Source organism: Exobacillus caeni, assembly GCF_005747095.1.
GTDB classification, from domain to species: Bacteria; Bacillota; Bacilli; order Bacillales; family Guptibacillaceae; genus Exobacillus; species Exobacillus caeni.
Genome location: NZ_SWLG01000003.1, coordinates 213,563 through 229,114 on the forward strand (window position 1 = coordinate 213,563; position 15,552 = coordinate 229,114).

The 15,552-nt window shown below is 44.3% G+C and carries 13 protein-coding genes; all 13 read left to right on the forward strand.

Going from position 1 to position 15,552, the window contains the following annotated elements; genetic code table 11:
- The first annotated feature begins 164 nt into the window (after positions 1–164).
- The 13 genes from uvrB to FCL54_RS05185 all read left to right on the forward strand — a co-directional run bounded on the left by uvrB (position 165) and on the right by FCL54_RS05185 (position 15,535).
- A complete protein-coding gene (gene uvrB / locus FCL54_RS05125) occupies positions 165–2,147 on the forward strand; it encodes an excinuclease ABC subunit UvrB (RefSeq protein ID WP_246055141.1) in 1,983 nt (660 codons plus the stop codon).
- Positions 2,148–2,154: 7 nt separating this feature from the next.
- Positions 2,155–5,025 carry an excinuclease ABC subunit UvrA gene (gene uvrA / locus FCL54_RS05130; RefSeq protein ID WP_138123881.1) on the forward strand — a complete coding sequence of 957 codons (2,871 nt, stop codon included), beginning with the start codon at positions 2,155–2,157 and terminating at the stop codon, positions 5,023–5,025.
- A gap of 427 nt (positions 5,026–5,452) precedes the next feature.
- Complete coding sequence (locus tag FCL54_RS05135; RefSeq protein ID WP_425467100.1) at positions 5,453–5,746, forward strand: magnetosome magnetite crystal formation protein family; 294 nt, start codon at positions 5,453–5,455, stop codon at positions 5,744–5,746.
- Positions 5,747–6,107: 361 nt separating this feature from the next.
- Entirely contained in the window at positions 6,108–7,199 is a 1,092-nt protein-coding gene (locus tag FCL54_RS05140; RefSeq protein WP_138123885.1) for a DUF4097 family beta strand repeat-containing protein, read from the forward strand.
- 39 nt (positions 7,200–7,238) lie between these two features.
- Positions 7,239–7,433 (forward strand): PspC domain-containing protein, encoded by a 195-nt coding sequence (locus tag FCL54_RS05145; RefSeq protein WP_138123887.1) that lies wholly within the window; start codon positions 7,239–7,241, stop codon positions 7,431–7,433.
- 3 nt (positions 7,434–7,436) lie between these two features.
- Entirely contained in the window at positions 7,437–7,802 is a 366-nt protein-coding gene (locus FCL54_RS05150) for a phage holin family protein (RefSeq protein ID WP_138123889.1), read from the forward strand.
- 220 nt (positions 7,803–8,022) lie between these two features.
- Positions 8,023–9,519: a glycerol kinase GlpK gene (gene glpK, locus FCL54_RS05155; protein WP_138123892.1), complete on the forward strand. Its 1,497-nt coding sequence runs from the start codon at positions 8,023–8,025 to the stop codon at positions 9,517–9,519.
- 118 nt (positions 9,520–9,637) lie between these two features.
- Complete coding sequence (locus tag FCL54_RS05160; RefSeq protein ID WP_138123894.1) at positions 9,638–11,311, forward strand: glycerol-3-phosphate dehydrogenase/oxidase; 1,674 nt, start codon at positions 9,638–9,640, stop codon at positions 11,309–11,311.
- Positions 11,312–11,635: 324 nt separating this feature from the next.
- Complete coding sequence (hprK, locus tag FCL54_RS05165; protein ID WP_138123896.1) at positions 11,636–12,580, forward strand: HPr(Ser) kinase/phosphatase; 945 nt, start codon at positions 11,636–11,638, stop codon at positions 12,578–12,580.
- 23 nt (positions 12,581–12,603) lie between these two features.
- Complete coding sequence (lgt, locus tag FCL54_RS05170; protein WP_138123898.1) at positions 12,604–13,413, forward strand: prolipoprotein diacylglyceryl transferase; 810 nt, start codon at positions 12,604–12,606, stop codon at positions 13,411–13,413.
- Between the two features lie 24 nt (positions 13,414–13,437).
- Positions 13,438–14,385, forward strand: a complete 948-nt coding sequence (locus FCL54_RS05175; protein WP_138123900.1) for a nucleoside recognition domain-containing protein — start codon at positions 13,438–13,440, stop codon at positions 14,383–14,385.
- Positions 14,375–15,016 carry a pyrophosphatase PpaX gene (ppaX, locus tag FCL54_RS05180; RefSeq protein WP_138123902.1) on the forward strand — a complete coding sequence of 214 codons (642 nt, stop codon included), beginning with the start codon at positions 14,375–14,377 and terminating at the stop codon, positions 15,014–15,016. Before FCL54_RS05175 ends, ppaX begins: the two co-directional genes overlap by 11 nt.
- 3 nt (positions 15,017–15,019) lie before the next feature.
- The gene (locus FCL54_RS05185) at positions 15,020–15,535 is read left to right on the forward strand and encodes an acyltransferase (RefSeq protein ID WP_138123904.1); all 516 of its coding nucleotides are present in this window, start codon (positions 15,020–15,022) and stop codon (positions 15,533–15,535) included.
- Positions 15,536–15,552: the final 17 nt, after the last annotated feature.

The window sequence follows — 15,552 nt, forward strand, 5'->3', positions numbered from 1 at the left end:
AGAGATGTAGAATCTCTTTTGATAGAGCGAAGCGACAGTCGGGAGAGCAAAAATGCCAACCCGCTCATCAAAAACGCGAATATCAGTTCGATTTATTTGCGGAATATACTCCAACCTGTGATATAATAAATGGCATGATATCTGATATACGGAGGGCTGCTAACGTGCAAAATAATAAATTTGAATTGGTTTCTAAATATCAGCCTGAGGGCGACCAGCCCAAAGCGATCAAAGAACTGGTCGCGGAGGTAAACCAAAATAAAAGGCATCAAACCTTGCTAGGTGCGACCGGTACCGGTAAAACCTTTACGATGTCGAACGTCATTAAAGAAGTAAACAAACCAACGTTGATCATAGCCCACAACAAAACACTAGCAGGACAACTCTACAGTGAATTCAAAGAATTCTTTCCAAACAATGCGGTTGAGTACTTTGTCAGTTATTATGATTACTATCAACCAGAAGCTTATATACCACAAAGTGATACGTTTATTGAAAAAGATGCAAGCATAAACGATGAAATAGATAAACTGCGACACTCCGCAACGTCTTCCTTATTCGAGCGGAACGATGTTATTATCATCGCGAGTGTTTCATGTATATATGGTTTAGGTTCTCCGGAAGAATACCGAGAACTCGTGCTTTCCTTGCGTACGGGAATGGAATGGGAGAGGGACGCCTTATTAAGGGAGCTTGTAGACATCCAGTACGCGCGTAACGATATCAACTTTACCCGCGGGACATTCCGAGTACGCGGCGATATTGTTGAAATCTTTCCTGCATCCAGGGATGAACATTGTATCCGTGTTGAATTTTTCGGCGATGAAATCGATCGGATCACAGAAGTAGATGCGTTAACAGGTGAGATATTAGGTGAAAGGGAACATGTAGCGATCTTCCCGGCTTCCCACTTCGTAACCCGTGAGGCGAAGATGAAGCTTGCGATAGAACGGATCGAGAAAGAGCTTGAAGAACAGCTCAAGCATTTGCATGAAGAAGGAAAGCTGCTCGAAGCACAACGGTTGGAACAGCGTACACGCTACGATATCGAAATGATGCAGGAGATGGGATTTTGTTCAGGGATCGAGAACTATTCGCGCCACTTAACATTAAGAGGCCCAGGATCGACGCCTTACACGCTGATGGACTTCTTCCCGGATGATTTTCTATGCATTATCGATGAATCCCATGTAACTCTTCCGCAAATCCGTGGAATGTATAACGGGGACCAGGCACGTAAGCAGGTACTCGTGGAACATGGTTTCCGATTACCTTCAGCTAAAGATAACAGGCCGTTGAAGTTCGAGGAGTTTGAAGAAAAAGCTCATCAATGCGTATATGTTTCTGCGACACCTGGGCCTTATGAGAATGAGCATTCTCCAAAAATGATCGAACAAATCATCCGCCCGACGGGATTACTTGATCCGACGATCGATGTTCGTCCGATCGAAGGGCAGATCGATGACTTGTTAGACGAAATTAATACCCGGGTAGAGAAAAATGAACGCGTACTTGTAACAACACTAACGAAAAAAATGTCTGAAGATCTGACTGATTACCTGCAGGAAATGGGTATAAAGGTAAGGTACCTACATTCTGAAATAAAAACACTGGAACGGATCGAGATCATCCGTGACCTTCGCCTGGGAGTATTCGATGTTCTTGTTGGGATCAACCTGTTGAGGGAGGGTCTGGATATTCCAGAGGTTTCGCTGGTTGCGATTCTTGATGCAGATAAGGAAGGCTTCCTCCGTTCACAGCGTTCGTTGATCCAGACGATCGGACGTGCTGCCCGAAATTCCAACGGACATGTTATTATGTACGCTGATAAAATAACAGATTCAATGAATACGGCTATTGAGGAAACTGGACGCCGCCGAACAATCCAGCAGGAGTTTAACGAGAAACATGGCATCACACCTCAGACGATCCAGAAAGAAGTACGCGATGTAATTCGAGCGACAGTTACTGCTGAGACCGATGAGGAGTTTAAAGAAGCACCTAAGATCGGCAAGATGACAAAGCAGGAACGAGCGAAAGTAATAGAAAATGTCGAGAAGGAAATGAAAGAAGCGGCCCGCGAGTTGAATTTCGAACGTGCTGCGGAATTAAGAGACTTATTATTAGAGCTTAAAGCGGAAGGATGACGAAAAGATGGCTATTGAAGAAATCGTCGTCAAGGGCGCCAGAGCCCACAATTTAAAAAATATAGACATCACAATTCCAAGAGACAAGCTTGTTGTTTTAACAGGCTTGTCCGGTTCAGGGAAGTCCTCTCTTGCATTCGATACGATATATGCAGAGGGACAGCGTCGCTATGTGGAATCATTGTCTGCATATGCAAGGCAGTTTCTCGGCCAGATGGATAAACCGGATGTTGATTCGATCGAAGGACTTTCACCGGCAATCTCGATCGACCAGAAAACAACGAGCCGGAACCCGAGATCTACAGTAGGAACAGTTACGGAAATTTATGATTACCTGAGGCTTCTTTTTGCACGAATAGGTAGACCCGTTTGTCCGCGCCATGGAGTTGAGATTTCCTCGCAGACAATCGAACAGATGGTAGACCGTATCCTGGAATATCCTGAACGGACAAAGCTGCAAATCCTGTCACCGATCGTGTCTGGAAGAAAAGGCGAACATGTAAAGATTCTAGAGGATATAAAAAAACAGGGTTATGTTCGTGTAAGAGTAGACGGGGAAATGAGGGAAGTTGCTGATGAAATAAAGCTTGAAAAGAATAAAAAACATTCGATCGAGGTTGTTATCGACCGAATCGTCGTAAAGGATGGCGTGCAATCCAGGCTTGCGGACTCTTTAGAGACTGCTCTTAACTTAGCTGGAGGACAGGTTATCGTCGATGTGATCGGCGAGGAAGAGCTGTTGTTTAACCAGCATCATGCGTGTCCGTATTGCGGCTTTACGATCGGGGAACTCGAACCAAGATTGTTCTCGTTCAACAGCCCGTTCGGTGCCTGTCCTTCATGTGATGGGCTCGGATCAAAACTGGAAGTTGACCTTGACCTTGTTGTTCCGGACTGGGATCGGACACTCCGTGACGGGGCGATCGCACCCTGGGTTCCGATCAGCTCCAATTATTATCCGCAATTATTGGAAAGCGTCTGTAACCATTATGGTATCGATATGGATGTTCCGGTAAGTAAACTGCCGCGCCATCAAATGGACAAAGTCCTTTATGGAAGTAACGGAGAGAAAATCTACTTCCGATATCAAAACGACTTTGGCCAGGTGAGGGAAAACAAGATTCCGTTCGAAGGCGTTGTTGTAAACATCGAACGCCGATACCGGGAGACGAGTTCTGACTATGTTCGGGAGCAAATGGAAGGATATATGGCACAGAAGCCATGTCCGACATGTAAAGGACACAGGTTGAAAAAAGAAGCACGTGCCGTGTTAATCAACGGAAAGCATATCGGTGAAACGACTCAAAACTCTATTAAGGAAGCACTCACATTCTTTGAGGAGCTTGAATTAACTGAAAAAGAACGTGCGATTGGGAACATGATCCTTCGCGAGATCAATGATCGGCTTGGCTTCCTTGTGAATGTTGGACTTGATTATTTAACACTCAGCCGTTCTGCGGGTACGCTATCAGGCGGTGAAGCACAGCGGATCAGGCTTGCTACACAGGTGGGATCGAGGTTGATGGGCGTCCTTTATATACTGGATGAACCTTCGATCGGCCTTCACCAAAGAGACAACGACCGGTTGATCCGCACATTAGAAAGCATGCGCGATCTTGGCAACACACTTATTGTCGTTGAGCATGATGAAGATACGATGCTTGCTGCCGATTATATTATTGATATCGGGCCTGGTGCCGGGGCCCATGGCGGTGAAATTACCGCTGCGGGCACACCTGCGGAAATCATGGACGATCCTGATTCCCTAACAGGGCAGTATTTGTCAGGTAAACAGTTTATTCCTGTTCCGAATGAACGAAGAGAAGCTGACGGCCGATTCGTTGAAATTAAAGGTGCAAAAGAGAATAACTTAAAGAACATTAACGCGAAGATTCCGATCGGTCTGTTTACATGTGTAACAGGTGTATCCGGATCAGGAAAAAGTACCTTGATCAACGAAATATTGTATAAAGCACTTGCCCAAAAACTGAACCGTGCAAAAGATAAACCGGGCGAATACAAGGAGATCAAAGGGCTAGAATATCTTGATAAAGTAATCGATATCGACCAGTCTCCAATCGGCCGGACACCAAGGTCGAATCCCGCAACATATACCGGTGTGTTCGATGATATCCGTGACGTGTTTGCACAAACGAATGAAGCGAAGGTTCGCGGTTACAAAAAAGGCCGCTTTAGCTTTAACGTAAAAGGCGGGCGCTGTGAAGCATGCCGCGGAGACGGTATTATTAAGATCGAGATGCACTTCCTTCCAGATGTGTATGTTCCATGCGAAGTTTGCCACGGTAAGCGGTATAACAGGGAAACGCTCGAAATCACTTATAAGGGTAAAAATATTTCTGATGTCCTGGAGATGACCGTAGAAGAAGCGCTGGAATTCTTTAGAAACATCCCTAAGATTAAGCGGAAGCTGCAAACACTTTATGACGTCGGTCTAAGTTATATAAAATTAGGGCAGCCGGCCACTACCGTATCCGGAGGAGAAGCACAGCGTGTTAAGCTTGCTTCGCAGCTATACAAGCGCTCAACCGGAAAGACGCTATATATTTTAGATGAGCCAACAACCGGGCTTCATGTCGATGATATCGCACGTCTGTTAAAGGTTCTGCAGCGTCTAACAGAAAATGGAGACACCGTTTTGATTATTGAGCATAATCTTGATGTTATTAAGACAGCCGACCATTTGATTGATCTCGGACCTGAAGGCGGAGACAGAGGCGGACAAATTGTAGCGACAGGAACGCCGGAAGAGATCGCTAAAGTCGATGAATCGTATACTGGCCGTTATCTCGGCCCTGTCCTGGAGAGAGATCGAAACCGAATGAAAAAGAAAATAAAGCAGAGCGAATCTGTTCGATAATCGACTGTTTCAAAACGTCCGGGATAACTCCCGGGCGTTTGTTGTTTTTATAACTCACTCATAGAAAATTGTTGATTTATATTTTTGTTAAAGGAAGATGCTCTAGTGAAGTTGATTGGAACGGAAGGTGCGAGAATCCAGCGGGAGGAAAGGGACAGGTAAGACCCCGCAGGCGAAGGCCGAGGAGGCTCGCCGCCCGCGGAAAGCGAGCAACCTGGAGTGGAGACCAATAGCTCCCCATCTATGATTTTACAAAAACAGAAATTCAAAAGACCTTCAGTATGGACAAAAAACACAAATTATCCACAATTCTTTATTTGAAATAAACAGGGTTTGCTAGAAGATTTCTCGAATTTTTATTAGAAAGTGAAACTTCTATACGGTTCTTTCCGTAAAAAGTAATAGAGATGGAAAGGGGTATGGAATGATGAATAATGGTGAAAAAATACTGGCGGCACTTTGTTATTTTAGTGTGTTGTTCGCGCCGTTTTTGCTGCCGTTGATCGTTTATTTTGTGGCGGGAGATAAAGAGGTAAGTTACCATGCCAGGAAGGCGTTTGTTTCTCACCTTGTGCCGTTTATAAGTATCCTTCTTGTTGTGTTTTTCTTATTTGGGCAGCATGTTGGGTGGATTATTGGGGCGTTTATCCTGTTTGGGGTTCTTAATTTTGTTATTTTTATATGGAATATTGTTAAGGGAATACAGGTATTGAGGTGGTAAGATAGAGGATTTTCGGGTACAGGATTGTGAGGGCTAAAACCCCAACTTGCTCTCCTGGCGACTCTTATGTGTTAAAAGCTTCTTACATGCGAGCATGACGAAGCTTATAACACAACGAGCCGCATCGCTTCGCTCTTATAAAATAGATTTGCTAATCTATTTTTTTGGAGAGCAATGATGTGTCGCTTCGTGGTCCCTTTTAAAAACAGAATAATTTTAGAAGGCGATTAGAAAGGGATTTTCTGTTGGTCTTAATGGTCTTATTGCTATCTCTCAGTGGGTTTTTGTTTCACAATCATAGAGTTTTACATTCAGTTTAAGGATTCTATTATATGATTCTATTAAAAAGGAGTCGGTTAGGATGAATGAAGAGCGTAAGATGATTTTGAAGATGATTGAAGATGGAAAGATCACGGCAGATGAGGGTGCGAAGCTTTTGGAGGCGCTCGGTACAAAAGAAGATGTAAAATCAGAACAGAAGAGCCATGCAGAAAGTTTTGAGCAGGAGACGAAAACGGCTGATTGGAGCGACCAGTGGAGCAAAGCCGCGAAATCGTCTACCACCAGAGTTTCTAATTTTGTTGAAAGCTTAATCCAGAAGATCAAAGATCTGGATCTTGATTTTAACTTCGGTTCTTATGAAGTTGTACACCATACTTTCCATCAATCGGATGTTTCTTTGAAAAAGCTTGATATAAGTTTAAGAAACGGAGAAATCGTTCTTAAGCCATGGGATCAGAATGAAGTGAAAGTAGAGTGTGAAGCAAACGTTTATCGTGTTTCTTCCGAGGAGGAAGCAAAAGAAAAATTCCTGAACGAAGCAAGCTTCCGAGTCTATGACGACCGCTTTTCTTTTAAAATCGATAGAGCTGACATAAAGGCAACAACAACGGTTTACCTTCCGGAAAGCGATTATGATGATGTTAGGCTCAAAACGTTTAACGGAGATATTACTGGAGAAACTATTCAAGCAAACTTGTTTAAAACAAAAGCTGCAAACGGCCGAATTACCTTTAAGAAGCTTGAAGCGAGAGACATCGAAATCGAAGCGGCAAACGGCGCTATTCTGATTGAAGATGGAGAAGGCGAGATATGCGAGCTTGAAACAGGCAACGGGGCAATTACGATCAAAGGAAAGTTCAACGAGATCGACGCCCAGTCTCTAAATGGTGCTATCCGGGCAACAGTAACGGAACCTCTGTCTGGAAAAGGCGAATTCAAAACGCTAAACGGCAGTATCAACGTTATATTGCCAAAGGGTATGGCTGTAAAGGGTGACCTGAAGTCATCCATCGGTTCAGTAACATGCGACCTGGAAGATATGAAAGTAGTCAGGGAAAAGAAAGAAATGGCTCAGCGTGCGCTCAGGTTTGTTACCAGTGATGAAACAAGCCCATCCTACATGGTCGAGGCAAACTCAAAAGCAGGCGGAATCACTGTTTCGCATGAATAAACCGTATTAAAATTTGTAAGATTGAAGGAGGGATGTGGCATGAAGCAGCTGGCACGTTCACAGGACGATCGGAAGGTAGCAGGAGTACTTGGCGGAATTTCTGATTCCTTGAATATCGATTCAACGATCATCCGTGTTATCTTCGTTATTCTGTTATTTGCAACTGGTTTTTTTCCGTTTGGAATCGCATATATTATAGCAGCGTTTGTGATGCCGAACGAGAGCGAGGTGTAGCCTTTGTTTCGCAGTTGGATCATAAGCTTACTGGTTAACAGCATCGTGCTGGTCGTCGTTGCCGGATTTTTCGATTCGTTCTATTTGAGTGGATTCGGCGCGGCGATTGTAGCCAGTATTATTTTAGCAATCATGAATGTCATCGTGAAGCCGATTTTGATCGTGTTAACACTTCCGGTGACGATTCTGACACTTGGATTGTTTCTTATCGTGATCAATGCGATAACGCTGATGCTGACAGCAGGAATTATGGGGGAGGCATTTTCGATCGATGGATTCGGCATGGCGATTCTGGCCTCGATTTTTATCGGTATACTAAACTTAATGATTCAAAAAGCGGTTGTGGATCCGCTGAAGGAAAAGAAGTAATTTTCTTTATACAGGAGAAGGCGTGCGATTTGGCGATCAAATTCGTACGCCTTTTTCGCTTTATGATTTTTTAATGTTTATCAAGACGGTTCCCAGGGGAAAAGTCATAGAATGAACTATAAATTTTGCAGGATAACATAAGAAAGAAGCAGAAACAGTTAGGTAGAGGTTAATTTCTTACGTTACATACATATCTATTCCAGGAATAGGGGGATTTAAGTTGGAAGAGAAGCTTATTCTTGCGTTAGACCAGGGGACGACAAGCTCAAGGGCGATTCTTTTTAATCAAAAAGGCGAGATTGTAAACCTGGCACAAAAAGAGTTTAAACAACACTTTCCAAATCCGGGCTGGGTCGAGCATGATCCCCAGGAAATTTGGAGCAGTATGCTGTCAGTCATCGCACAGGTTCTTTCGTCTGCCGGAGATATCGATGCCGGAAATATAGCAGCTATCGGTATAACGAATCAGCGGGAAACGACCGTGGTCTGGGATAAAAACACCGGGAAGCCGGTTTATAATGCGATCGTATGGCAATCAAGGCAAACGGCGGACATTGTGGAAGAACTCAAGCAACAGGGATATGGAGATATGGTAAGGGAAAAGACCGGGCTTTTATTGGACGCATACTTTTCTGGAACAAAAGTAAAGTGGATTCTTGATCATGTTGAGGGAACAAGAGAAAGGGCGGAAAGCGGAGAGTTATTATTTGGCACGATCGACACCTGGTTGATCTGGAAGCTTTCAGGCGGAAAAGCGCATGTGACCGATTATACCAATGCTTCGCGAACGCTTATGTATAACATTCATGAGCTCAAGTGGGACGATGAGCTTCTGGAGATGTTAAATGTTCCAAAAAAGATGCTTCCAGAGGTTCGTCCTTCTTCTGAAGTATATGCTGAGACAGTAGATTACCATTTTTTCGGGCATAATATTCCGATCGCTGGGGTGGCCGGAGACCAGCAGGCGGCATTGTTCGGGCAGGCTTGTTATGAAAAAGGCATGGCGAAAAATACATACGGAACCGGCTGCTTTATGTTGATGAACACCGGGGAAAAAGCGGTTAAATCTGATAACGGCCTTTTAACGACTATCGCCTGGGGAGTTGACGGAAATGTCGAATATGCCCTCGAAGGCAGTATCTTTGTAGCCGGTTCAGCAATCCAGTGGCTTCGCGACGGATTGAGAATGTTTGATAACTATCAGGATAGTGAAAAATATTCTGAAAGAGTGGAATCAACGAATGGAGTCTACATGGTTCCTGCATTTGTTGGTCTTGGCACTCCGTACTGGGACAGCGAGGTTCGTGGCGCTGTGTTTGGCCTGACACGCGGCACTTCTAAAGAACATTTTATCCGGGCGACTGTCGAATCCCTCGCTTATCAGACGAGAGACGTGCTCGATGCGATGATCGCTGACTCCGGTATCGAGCTTAAAACACTGAGGGTCGATGGCGGAGCGGTTAAAAATAGCTTTTTAATGCAGTTTCAAAGCGATCTGCTTGGTGTTCCGGTCGAGCGCCCGGTTATCAATGAAACAACTGCCCTCGGTGCTGCATATCTTGCAGGGCTTTCGGTAGGGTTCTGGAAGGACAGAAATGAAATTGCCCAAAAGTGGAAAATGGATAAAGCATTTAAAGTAGAGATGGATAAAGAAAAAAGAGAGAAGCTTTACGACGGCTGGAAAAAAGCCGTTCATGCGGCGATGGCTTTTAAGTAACTTAGAAGCCGCAAAATAACGTTAGCCAACACTCAACAATAGCTTATCTTGAGTGTTGTGTTTTTTTCTAAACCAAATTTTTCACTACAAGTATTTTTTATATAAAGGAGTGGATAGGATGGCGAAGCCTTTTTCAGGATTACAACGAAATGTCATTGCTGATCAAATGATAGATGAAGAGCTAGACGTCCTTGTAATAGGCGGGGGGATAACAGGTGCCGGCATTCTGTTAGATGCTACGGTAAGAGGCATGAACGCGGGATTAATCGAAATGCAGGACTTTGCAGGCGGTACATCAAGCCGCTCTACAAAACTCGTGCACGGCGGCCTTCGATACTTAAAACAGTTTGAAATGAAGATAGTGGCGGAGGTAGGAAAAGAACGGGCGATTGTCTATGAGAATGCTCCTCATGTGACAACACCTGAATGGATGCTCCTTCCGATTTTTAAGGGAGGTACATTTGGAAAGCTTTCTACGAGTGCGGGATTAGCTCTGTATGACCGCCTGGCAGACGTGAAGCGGAAAGAACGAAGAAGAATGCTTAACCGGGCGGAAACGATAAGAAAGGAACCGCTTATCAGGCAAAGGGGATTAAAAGGAGGGGGCTATTATGTGGAGTACAAAACAGACGATGCCCGCCTCACGCTTGAAGTAATAAAAGAAGCAGTATACCGTGGCGGCAAAGCTGTGAACTATATGATGGCGGAAGAGCTGCTCTACGAAGAAGGAAGAGTGAAAGGTGTCAGGGTGAAGGACTTATTGAGTGGTGAGCGAAAAAACATAAAGGCAAAGAAGATTGTAAATGCAGCAGGTCCCTGGGTCGATGAGGTACGTGAAATGGACCACTCCAAAAAGGGGATGCACCTATTCTTAACCAAAGGCGTTCACCTGGTATTCGACCAGTCACGTTTTCCACTTCAGCAGGCTGTTTATTTTGATACCCCTTTTGAAGACAACCGAATGATGTTTGCCATTCCAAGAGACGGCAAAACGTATGTCGGAACAACAGATACACAGTATGCAAAAGATCCAATAGATCCGCGTATGACAGAAGAGGACCGGGATTATATTATCGATTCTACTAATTATATGTTTCCAGGGCTCAAGCTCAAACCTGAGTACGTAGAGTCCAGCTGGGCAGGTGTTCGGCCGCTTATTCATGAGGAAGGAAAAGACCCTTCTGAAATTTCCAGAAAAGACGAAGTGTTTATTTCCGACTCTGGCTTAATCACTATCGCTGGAGGGAAGCTGACCGGTTATCGTAAAATGGCTGAGCGTGTTGTAGATATTGCAGCAGAGCAGTTTAAAGAAGAGGGCTATCGAACCTTCCCGGGTACCGAGACAGAGCATATTACTCTTTCCGGCGGTGATGTCGGCGGGGGCAAAGGGTTTGAAACTTATCTAGAAAACAAGGTACAGCAGGGCATAAAAATCGGGTTTACTGCTGAAGAAGCGGGAAAACTGGCAGACCGCTATGGCTCAAACGTTTCTCGAATCTATGAAATCGCACAGACAATGGGTGAAGAGGCGAAGTTTCACAACCTGAGCCTTGAAGTGTTTGTCTCGCTCGTCTACGGCATCGAAGAAGAAATGGTCGCCACTCCGATCGATTATTTCAACCGCCGTACAAGCGCTCTTTACTTTGATATCGATTGGGTGCGTAAATGGAAAGAACCAGTCATTGCATATATGGCAAAACGCTTCAATTGGACAGACAAACAAAAGGATTTTCATCGGGATGTTCTCGAAAAAGAGCTGCACGATGCAGTCGTTCCGTTGAAAAAGAAATAAAAAGAAGGAAAACCAGCATCCAATCAATAGGGTGCTGGCTTTTTTGAGCTAAAAATTAATGAGGATCTGAATCTCAGGACTCTATCAAATACAATCTTATTAGAGCCACAGATAAAGTAAGTTAAAGGTTAACTGCCACTGATTGTAAAGAATCCATCCTAACCTGATACCCACCAACGAACTTTCTTCTCCTTTAAAAATTGAATAAGAATGTCCTGATTTTCCCAACATGATAAAATAGAGATTGTGAATTGGTTTTAATAGCTTGAAACGTGCTAGAATAAGAAAAGATTATTACTGATGCTCACTATCCGGGAGGTAATCATGGTAAAAGTACGAATGAAGGACTTGATTGATAAATTCAACCTTGAACTGATCAGTGGAGAGGAAGGTATTCACCGACCGATTCAAACGAGTGATATTTCGCGTCCGGGCCTTGAAATGGCTGGATTCTTCACTTATTATCCGGCAGAAAGGCTTCAGCTGCTTGGTAAAACAGAGTTATCTTTTTTTTATGGATTAGAAGATCCGCTTAAGCGGAAGGAGCGCATGGATCGTCTGTGTACAGATGAAACGCCTGGAATAATTATTTCTCGTAGTATGGATGTGCCAGAGGAATTAATAGAGGCGTCAGAACGGACAGAAGTTCCGATTCTCCGTTCCAATGTAACGACTACCCGATTAAGCAGCCGGTTGACAAACTTTTTAGAGGGACAGCTTGCACCTTCAACCGCGATACATGGCGTTCTTGTCGACATCTATGGTGTGGGTGTCTTGATAACAGGACAGAGTGGTGTTGGTAAAAGTGAAACTGCGCTGGAATTAGTAAAGAGAGGCCATCGCCTTGTAGCCGATGATTCTGTTGAAATCAAGCAGGAATCAGAAAACACACTGATTGGAAATGCACCTGAACTTATTCAGCATTTATTAGAGATCCGCGGGCTTGGCATTATCAATGTGATGACGCTTTTCGGTGCAGGCGCGATTCGCAATTATAAAAAAATATCGCTTGTGATCACGCTTGAACTCTGGGACCAGAAGAAGGTTTATGACCGGCTTGGCCTGGAAGAAGATATGATGCAGATAATCGATACGAAAATTCCAAGGATGACGATTCCGGTTCGTCCTGGTAGAAACCTTGCCGTTATTATCGAAGTCGCTGCAATGAACTTCCGATTAAAGAATATGGGCATGAATGCAGCCAGGCAGTTTTCAGAGCGTTTGACAAGAGAAATCCAGACAGGTGACTACGAGGATACTGAATATTAAGGGGAAGAAAGAGAGGAAGAACAATGTTAGCAAACATCCAGCCTTTGGATCGTACAGCATTTGAGCTAGGGCCTATTTCTGTTTACTGGTATGGAATCATCATTGCTTTTGGGGCAGTGTTAGGATTGGTTTTGGCGATTCGGGAAAGCAAGCGGCAGGGACTTGAAAAAGATACTTTTGTAGATCTGATTCTATGGGCGGTTCCGATTGCGATTCTTTCTGCAAGAATATATTATGTTATTTTCGAATGGGACTATTACCAGGACCATCCAGGCCAAATTATCGCAATCTGGGAAGGCGGAATCGCCATTCATGGTGCTTTGATCGGTTCTGTTATTACGGCGATTGTATTTACGAAGAACAGGGGGCTTTCTTTCTGGAAGCTTGCGGATATTGCTGCGCCGAGCATTATTTTAGGCCAGGCGATCGGCCGCTGGGGAAACTTTATGAACCAGGAAGCGCACGGCGGACCGGTCTCAAGGGCGTTTCTAGAAAACCTTCATCTACCGGACTTTATTATTAATCAGATGTATATCGATGGAACGTATTATCATCCTACGTTTTTATATGAATCGTTATGGAATATCGTTGGATTTGTTATTCTATTTTTATTGCAGAGGGCAAACTTAAAAAGAGGCGAAGTTTTCCTCAGCTATGTGATCTGGTATTCGATCGGCAGGTATTTTATTGAGGGATTAAGAACAGACAGCTTGATGCTGACTGAAACGCTACGCATCGCACAGGTTATTTCGATTGCGCTGATTCTCGTCAGCGTTGCACTGATTATTTACAGAAGGATGAAACCAGATACAAAAAGGTATTATGAAGCTTGATATCTCTTCGGGAGGGAGAGACATATGAATACATTGAAAAAAGGCACGCTTGCCGGCCTTCAAACAACATGGATACTCGGAAAGATTATCTTTCCGATCACGCTTATCGTCACCATTTTACGATATACTCCGATTCTGGATTGGATCATTACGATCATGACTCCTTTAATGAAGTGGCTCGGCCTGTCAGGGGAAGCGGCAATTCCGCTCGTTATCGGGAATTTCTTGAATTTATATGCAGCGATCGGTGCCATTCTAACGCTTGACCTAACGGTGAAAGAGGTCTTTATTCTTGCAGTTATGCTTTCGTTTTCTCATAACCTTTTAATCGAATCAAGTGTTGCAGCAAGAGTTGGCGTAAAGCTCTGGATCATGATCGCAGTACGTGTGGGCTTAGCGATTATATCCGGATTTATCATTAACCTGGTCTGGCATGGTGGCGGGGAACTCGCCCAAATGGGGCTGATTTCCAACTCTCAGGAAGCTGTAGACAGTTGGGGAGCTATCCTGCTTGAAGGAATTGAAAAGGGATCACTCGGTATTTTGCAGCTTGCACTCATTGTTATCCCGCTCATGATTTTTATCCAGGTGTTAAAGGATTTAAAGTGGCTCGATACATTTTCTCGGTGGGTCGCGCCTTTCACAAGAATGCTAGGAATGAAGGGAAACACGTCGACGACACTTGCTGCAGGACTCTTATTTGGCCTTGCGTATGGAGCGGGCGTAATGATTCAAGCTGCGAAAGAAGATGGTGTTGGCAAGAAAGATCTGCATCTTGCCTTTATTTTTCTTGTAGCCTGCCATGCGGTAGTGGAGGATACCTTAATCTTTGCTCCGCTTGGAATACCGATTATCTGGCTGCTGGTCATCCGGCTTGTTACAGCTATTCTTTTGACGATGGCTGTCGCCTTTATATGGAACCGGAAAGAATTGAGCAACGCACACAGAAAGGAAGCAACATATGAAAATTAACACACTCCTGTTTGACTTAGACGGAACACTTATTAACACCAATGATTTGATCATCGCATCATTTACACATACGCTTGGACAATACTATCCAGAGAAATATTCCAGGGAAGATATTATCGGCTTTATCGGAGAGCCGCTTGTTGAAAGCTTTGCGAGTGTGGATGAAGAGCGCGCGGAAGAAATGGTTGAAGTTTACCGCAAACATAACGTTGAAAATCACGACCTGCTCGTCACTGAGTATGAAGGTGTGTTCGAAACGATAAAAACGCTCCAAGAAAATGGATTTAAACTTGCCATTGTAACTTCTAAAATGCGTAACACGGTAGAGATGGGGTTAAAGCTGACGAACCTTGACCAATTCTTCGATGTTGTTGTGACAGTTGACGACGTAGAAAATCCAAAGCCTAATCCCGAGCAGCTTAACAAGGCGATGGAGCAGCTTGGTTCCAGCCCGGAACAGGCGATGATGGTCGGAGACAGCCAGTTTGATATCCAGGCGGGAAAAAATGCTGGCGTTAAAACAGCTGCTGTCAGCTGGTCGATCAAGGGAAGAGACTTTATTGAAAAACAAAATCCTGATTACCTCTTAGAGAATATGGCTGATTTACTGGATATTTTGGGAGTGAAGTAGCGGATGAGAAACACGGAGCGATACCCGGTAAAAGGAAGCAACGCTCTCTGGCAAATTTACAAGACCGTCCCCTTCTGGAAAGTGGTTAAGAATTTTATCGTTATTCAGATCGCACGCTATACTCCATATTTAAAAATGAAAAACTGGCTGTACCGGACTTTCCTCGGCATGGAGGTAGGAGAGCAGACGGCGTTTGCCCTGATGGTGATGATGGATATTATGTTCCCGGAACGGATCAAAGTTGGACGCAATTCCATCGTCGGTTATAATACAACGATTTTAGCGCATGAATACCTGATCGACGAATATCGGCTTGGGGATGTTGTGATCGGCGATGGAGTGATGGTCGGTGCGAACAGCACGATTCTTCCTGGTGTTACGATTGGGGACGGGGCTATCGTTTCGGCTGGAACACTTGTCCATAAAGATGTGCCTGCCGGGGCATTTGTCGGAGGCAATCCGATGCAGGTTATTTATACAAAAGAAGAACGAGAGAAGACAGAAGGAGCCGAACTCTAGGAGAGTTCGGCTTTATG

What these genes read in the sequence shown, in the direction of transcription:
- uvrA (WP_138123881.1), top strand. Translation starts at nt 2,155, where the DNA reads ATGGCTATTGAAGAAATCGTCGTCAAGGGCGCCAGAGCCCACAATTTA.
- FCL54_RS05135 (WP_425467100.1), top strand. Translation starts at nt 5,453, where the DNA reads ATGAATAATGGTGAAAAAATACTGGCGGCACTTTGTTATTTTAGTGTG.
- FCL54_RS05140 (WP_138123885.1), top strand. Translation starts at nt 6,108, where the DNA reads ATGAATGAAGAGCGTAAGATGATTTTGAAGATGATTGAAGATGGAAAG.
- FCL54_RS05145 (WP_138123887.1), top strand. Translation starts at nt 7,239, where the DNA reads ATGAAGCAGCTGGCACGTTCACAGGACGATCGGAAGGTAGCAGGAGTA.
- FCL54_RS05160 (WP_138123894.1), top strand. Translation starts at nt 9,638, where the DNA reads ATGGCGAAGCCTTTTTCAGGATTACAACGAAATGTCATTGCTGATCAA.
- hprK (WP_138123896.1), top strand. Translation starts at nt 11,636, where the DNA reads ATGGTAAAAGTACGAATGAAGGACTTGATTGATAAATTCAACCTTGAA.
- lgt (WP_138123898.1), top strand. Translation starts at nt 12,604, where the DNA reads ATGTTAGCAAACATCCAGCCTTTGGATCGTACAGCATTTGAGCTAGGG.
- FCL54_RS05175 (WP_138123900.1), top strand. Translation starts at nt 13,438, where the DNA reads ATGAATACATTGAAAAAAGGCACGCTTGCCGGCCTTCAAACAACATGG.
- ppaX (WP_138123902.1), top strand. Translation starts at nt 14,375, where the DNA reads ATGAAAATTAACACACTCCTGTTTGACTTAGACGGAACACTTATTAAC.
- FCL54_RS05185 (WP_138123904.1), top strand. Translation starts at nt 15,020, where the DNA reads ATGAGAAACACGGAGCGATACCCGGTAAAAGGAAGCAACGCTCTCTGG.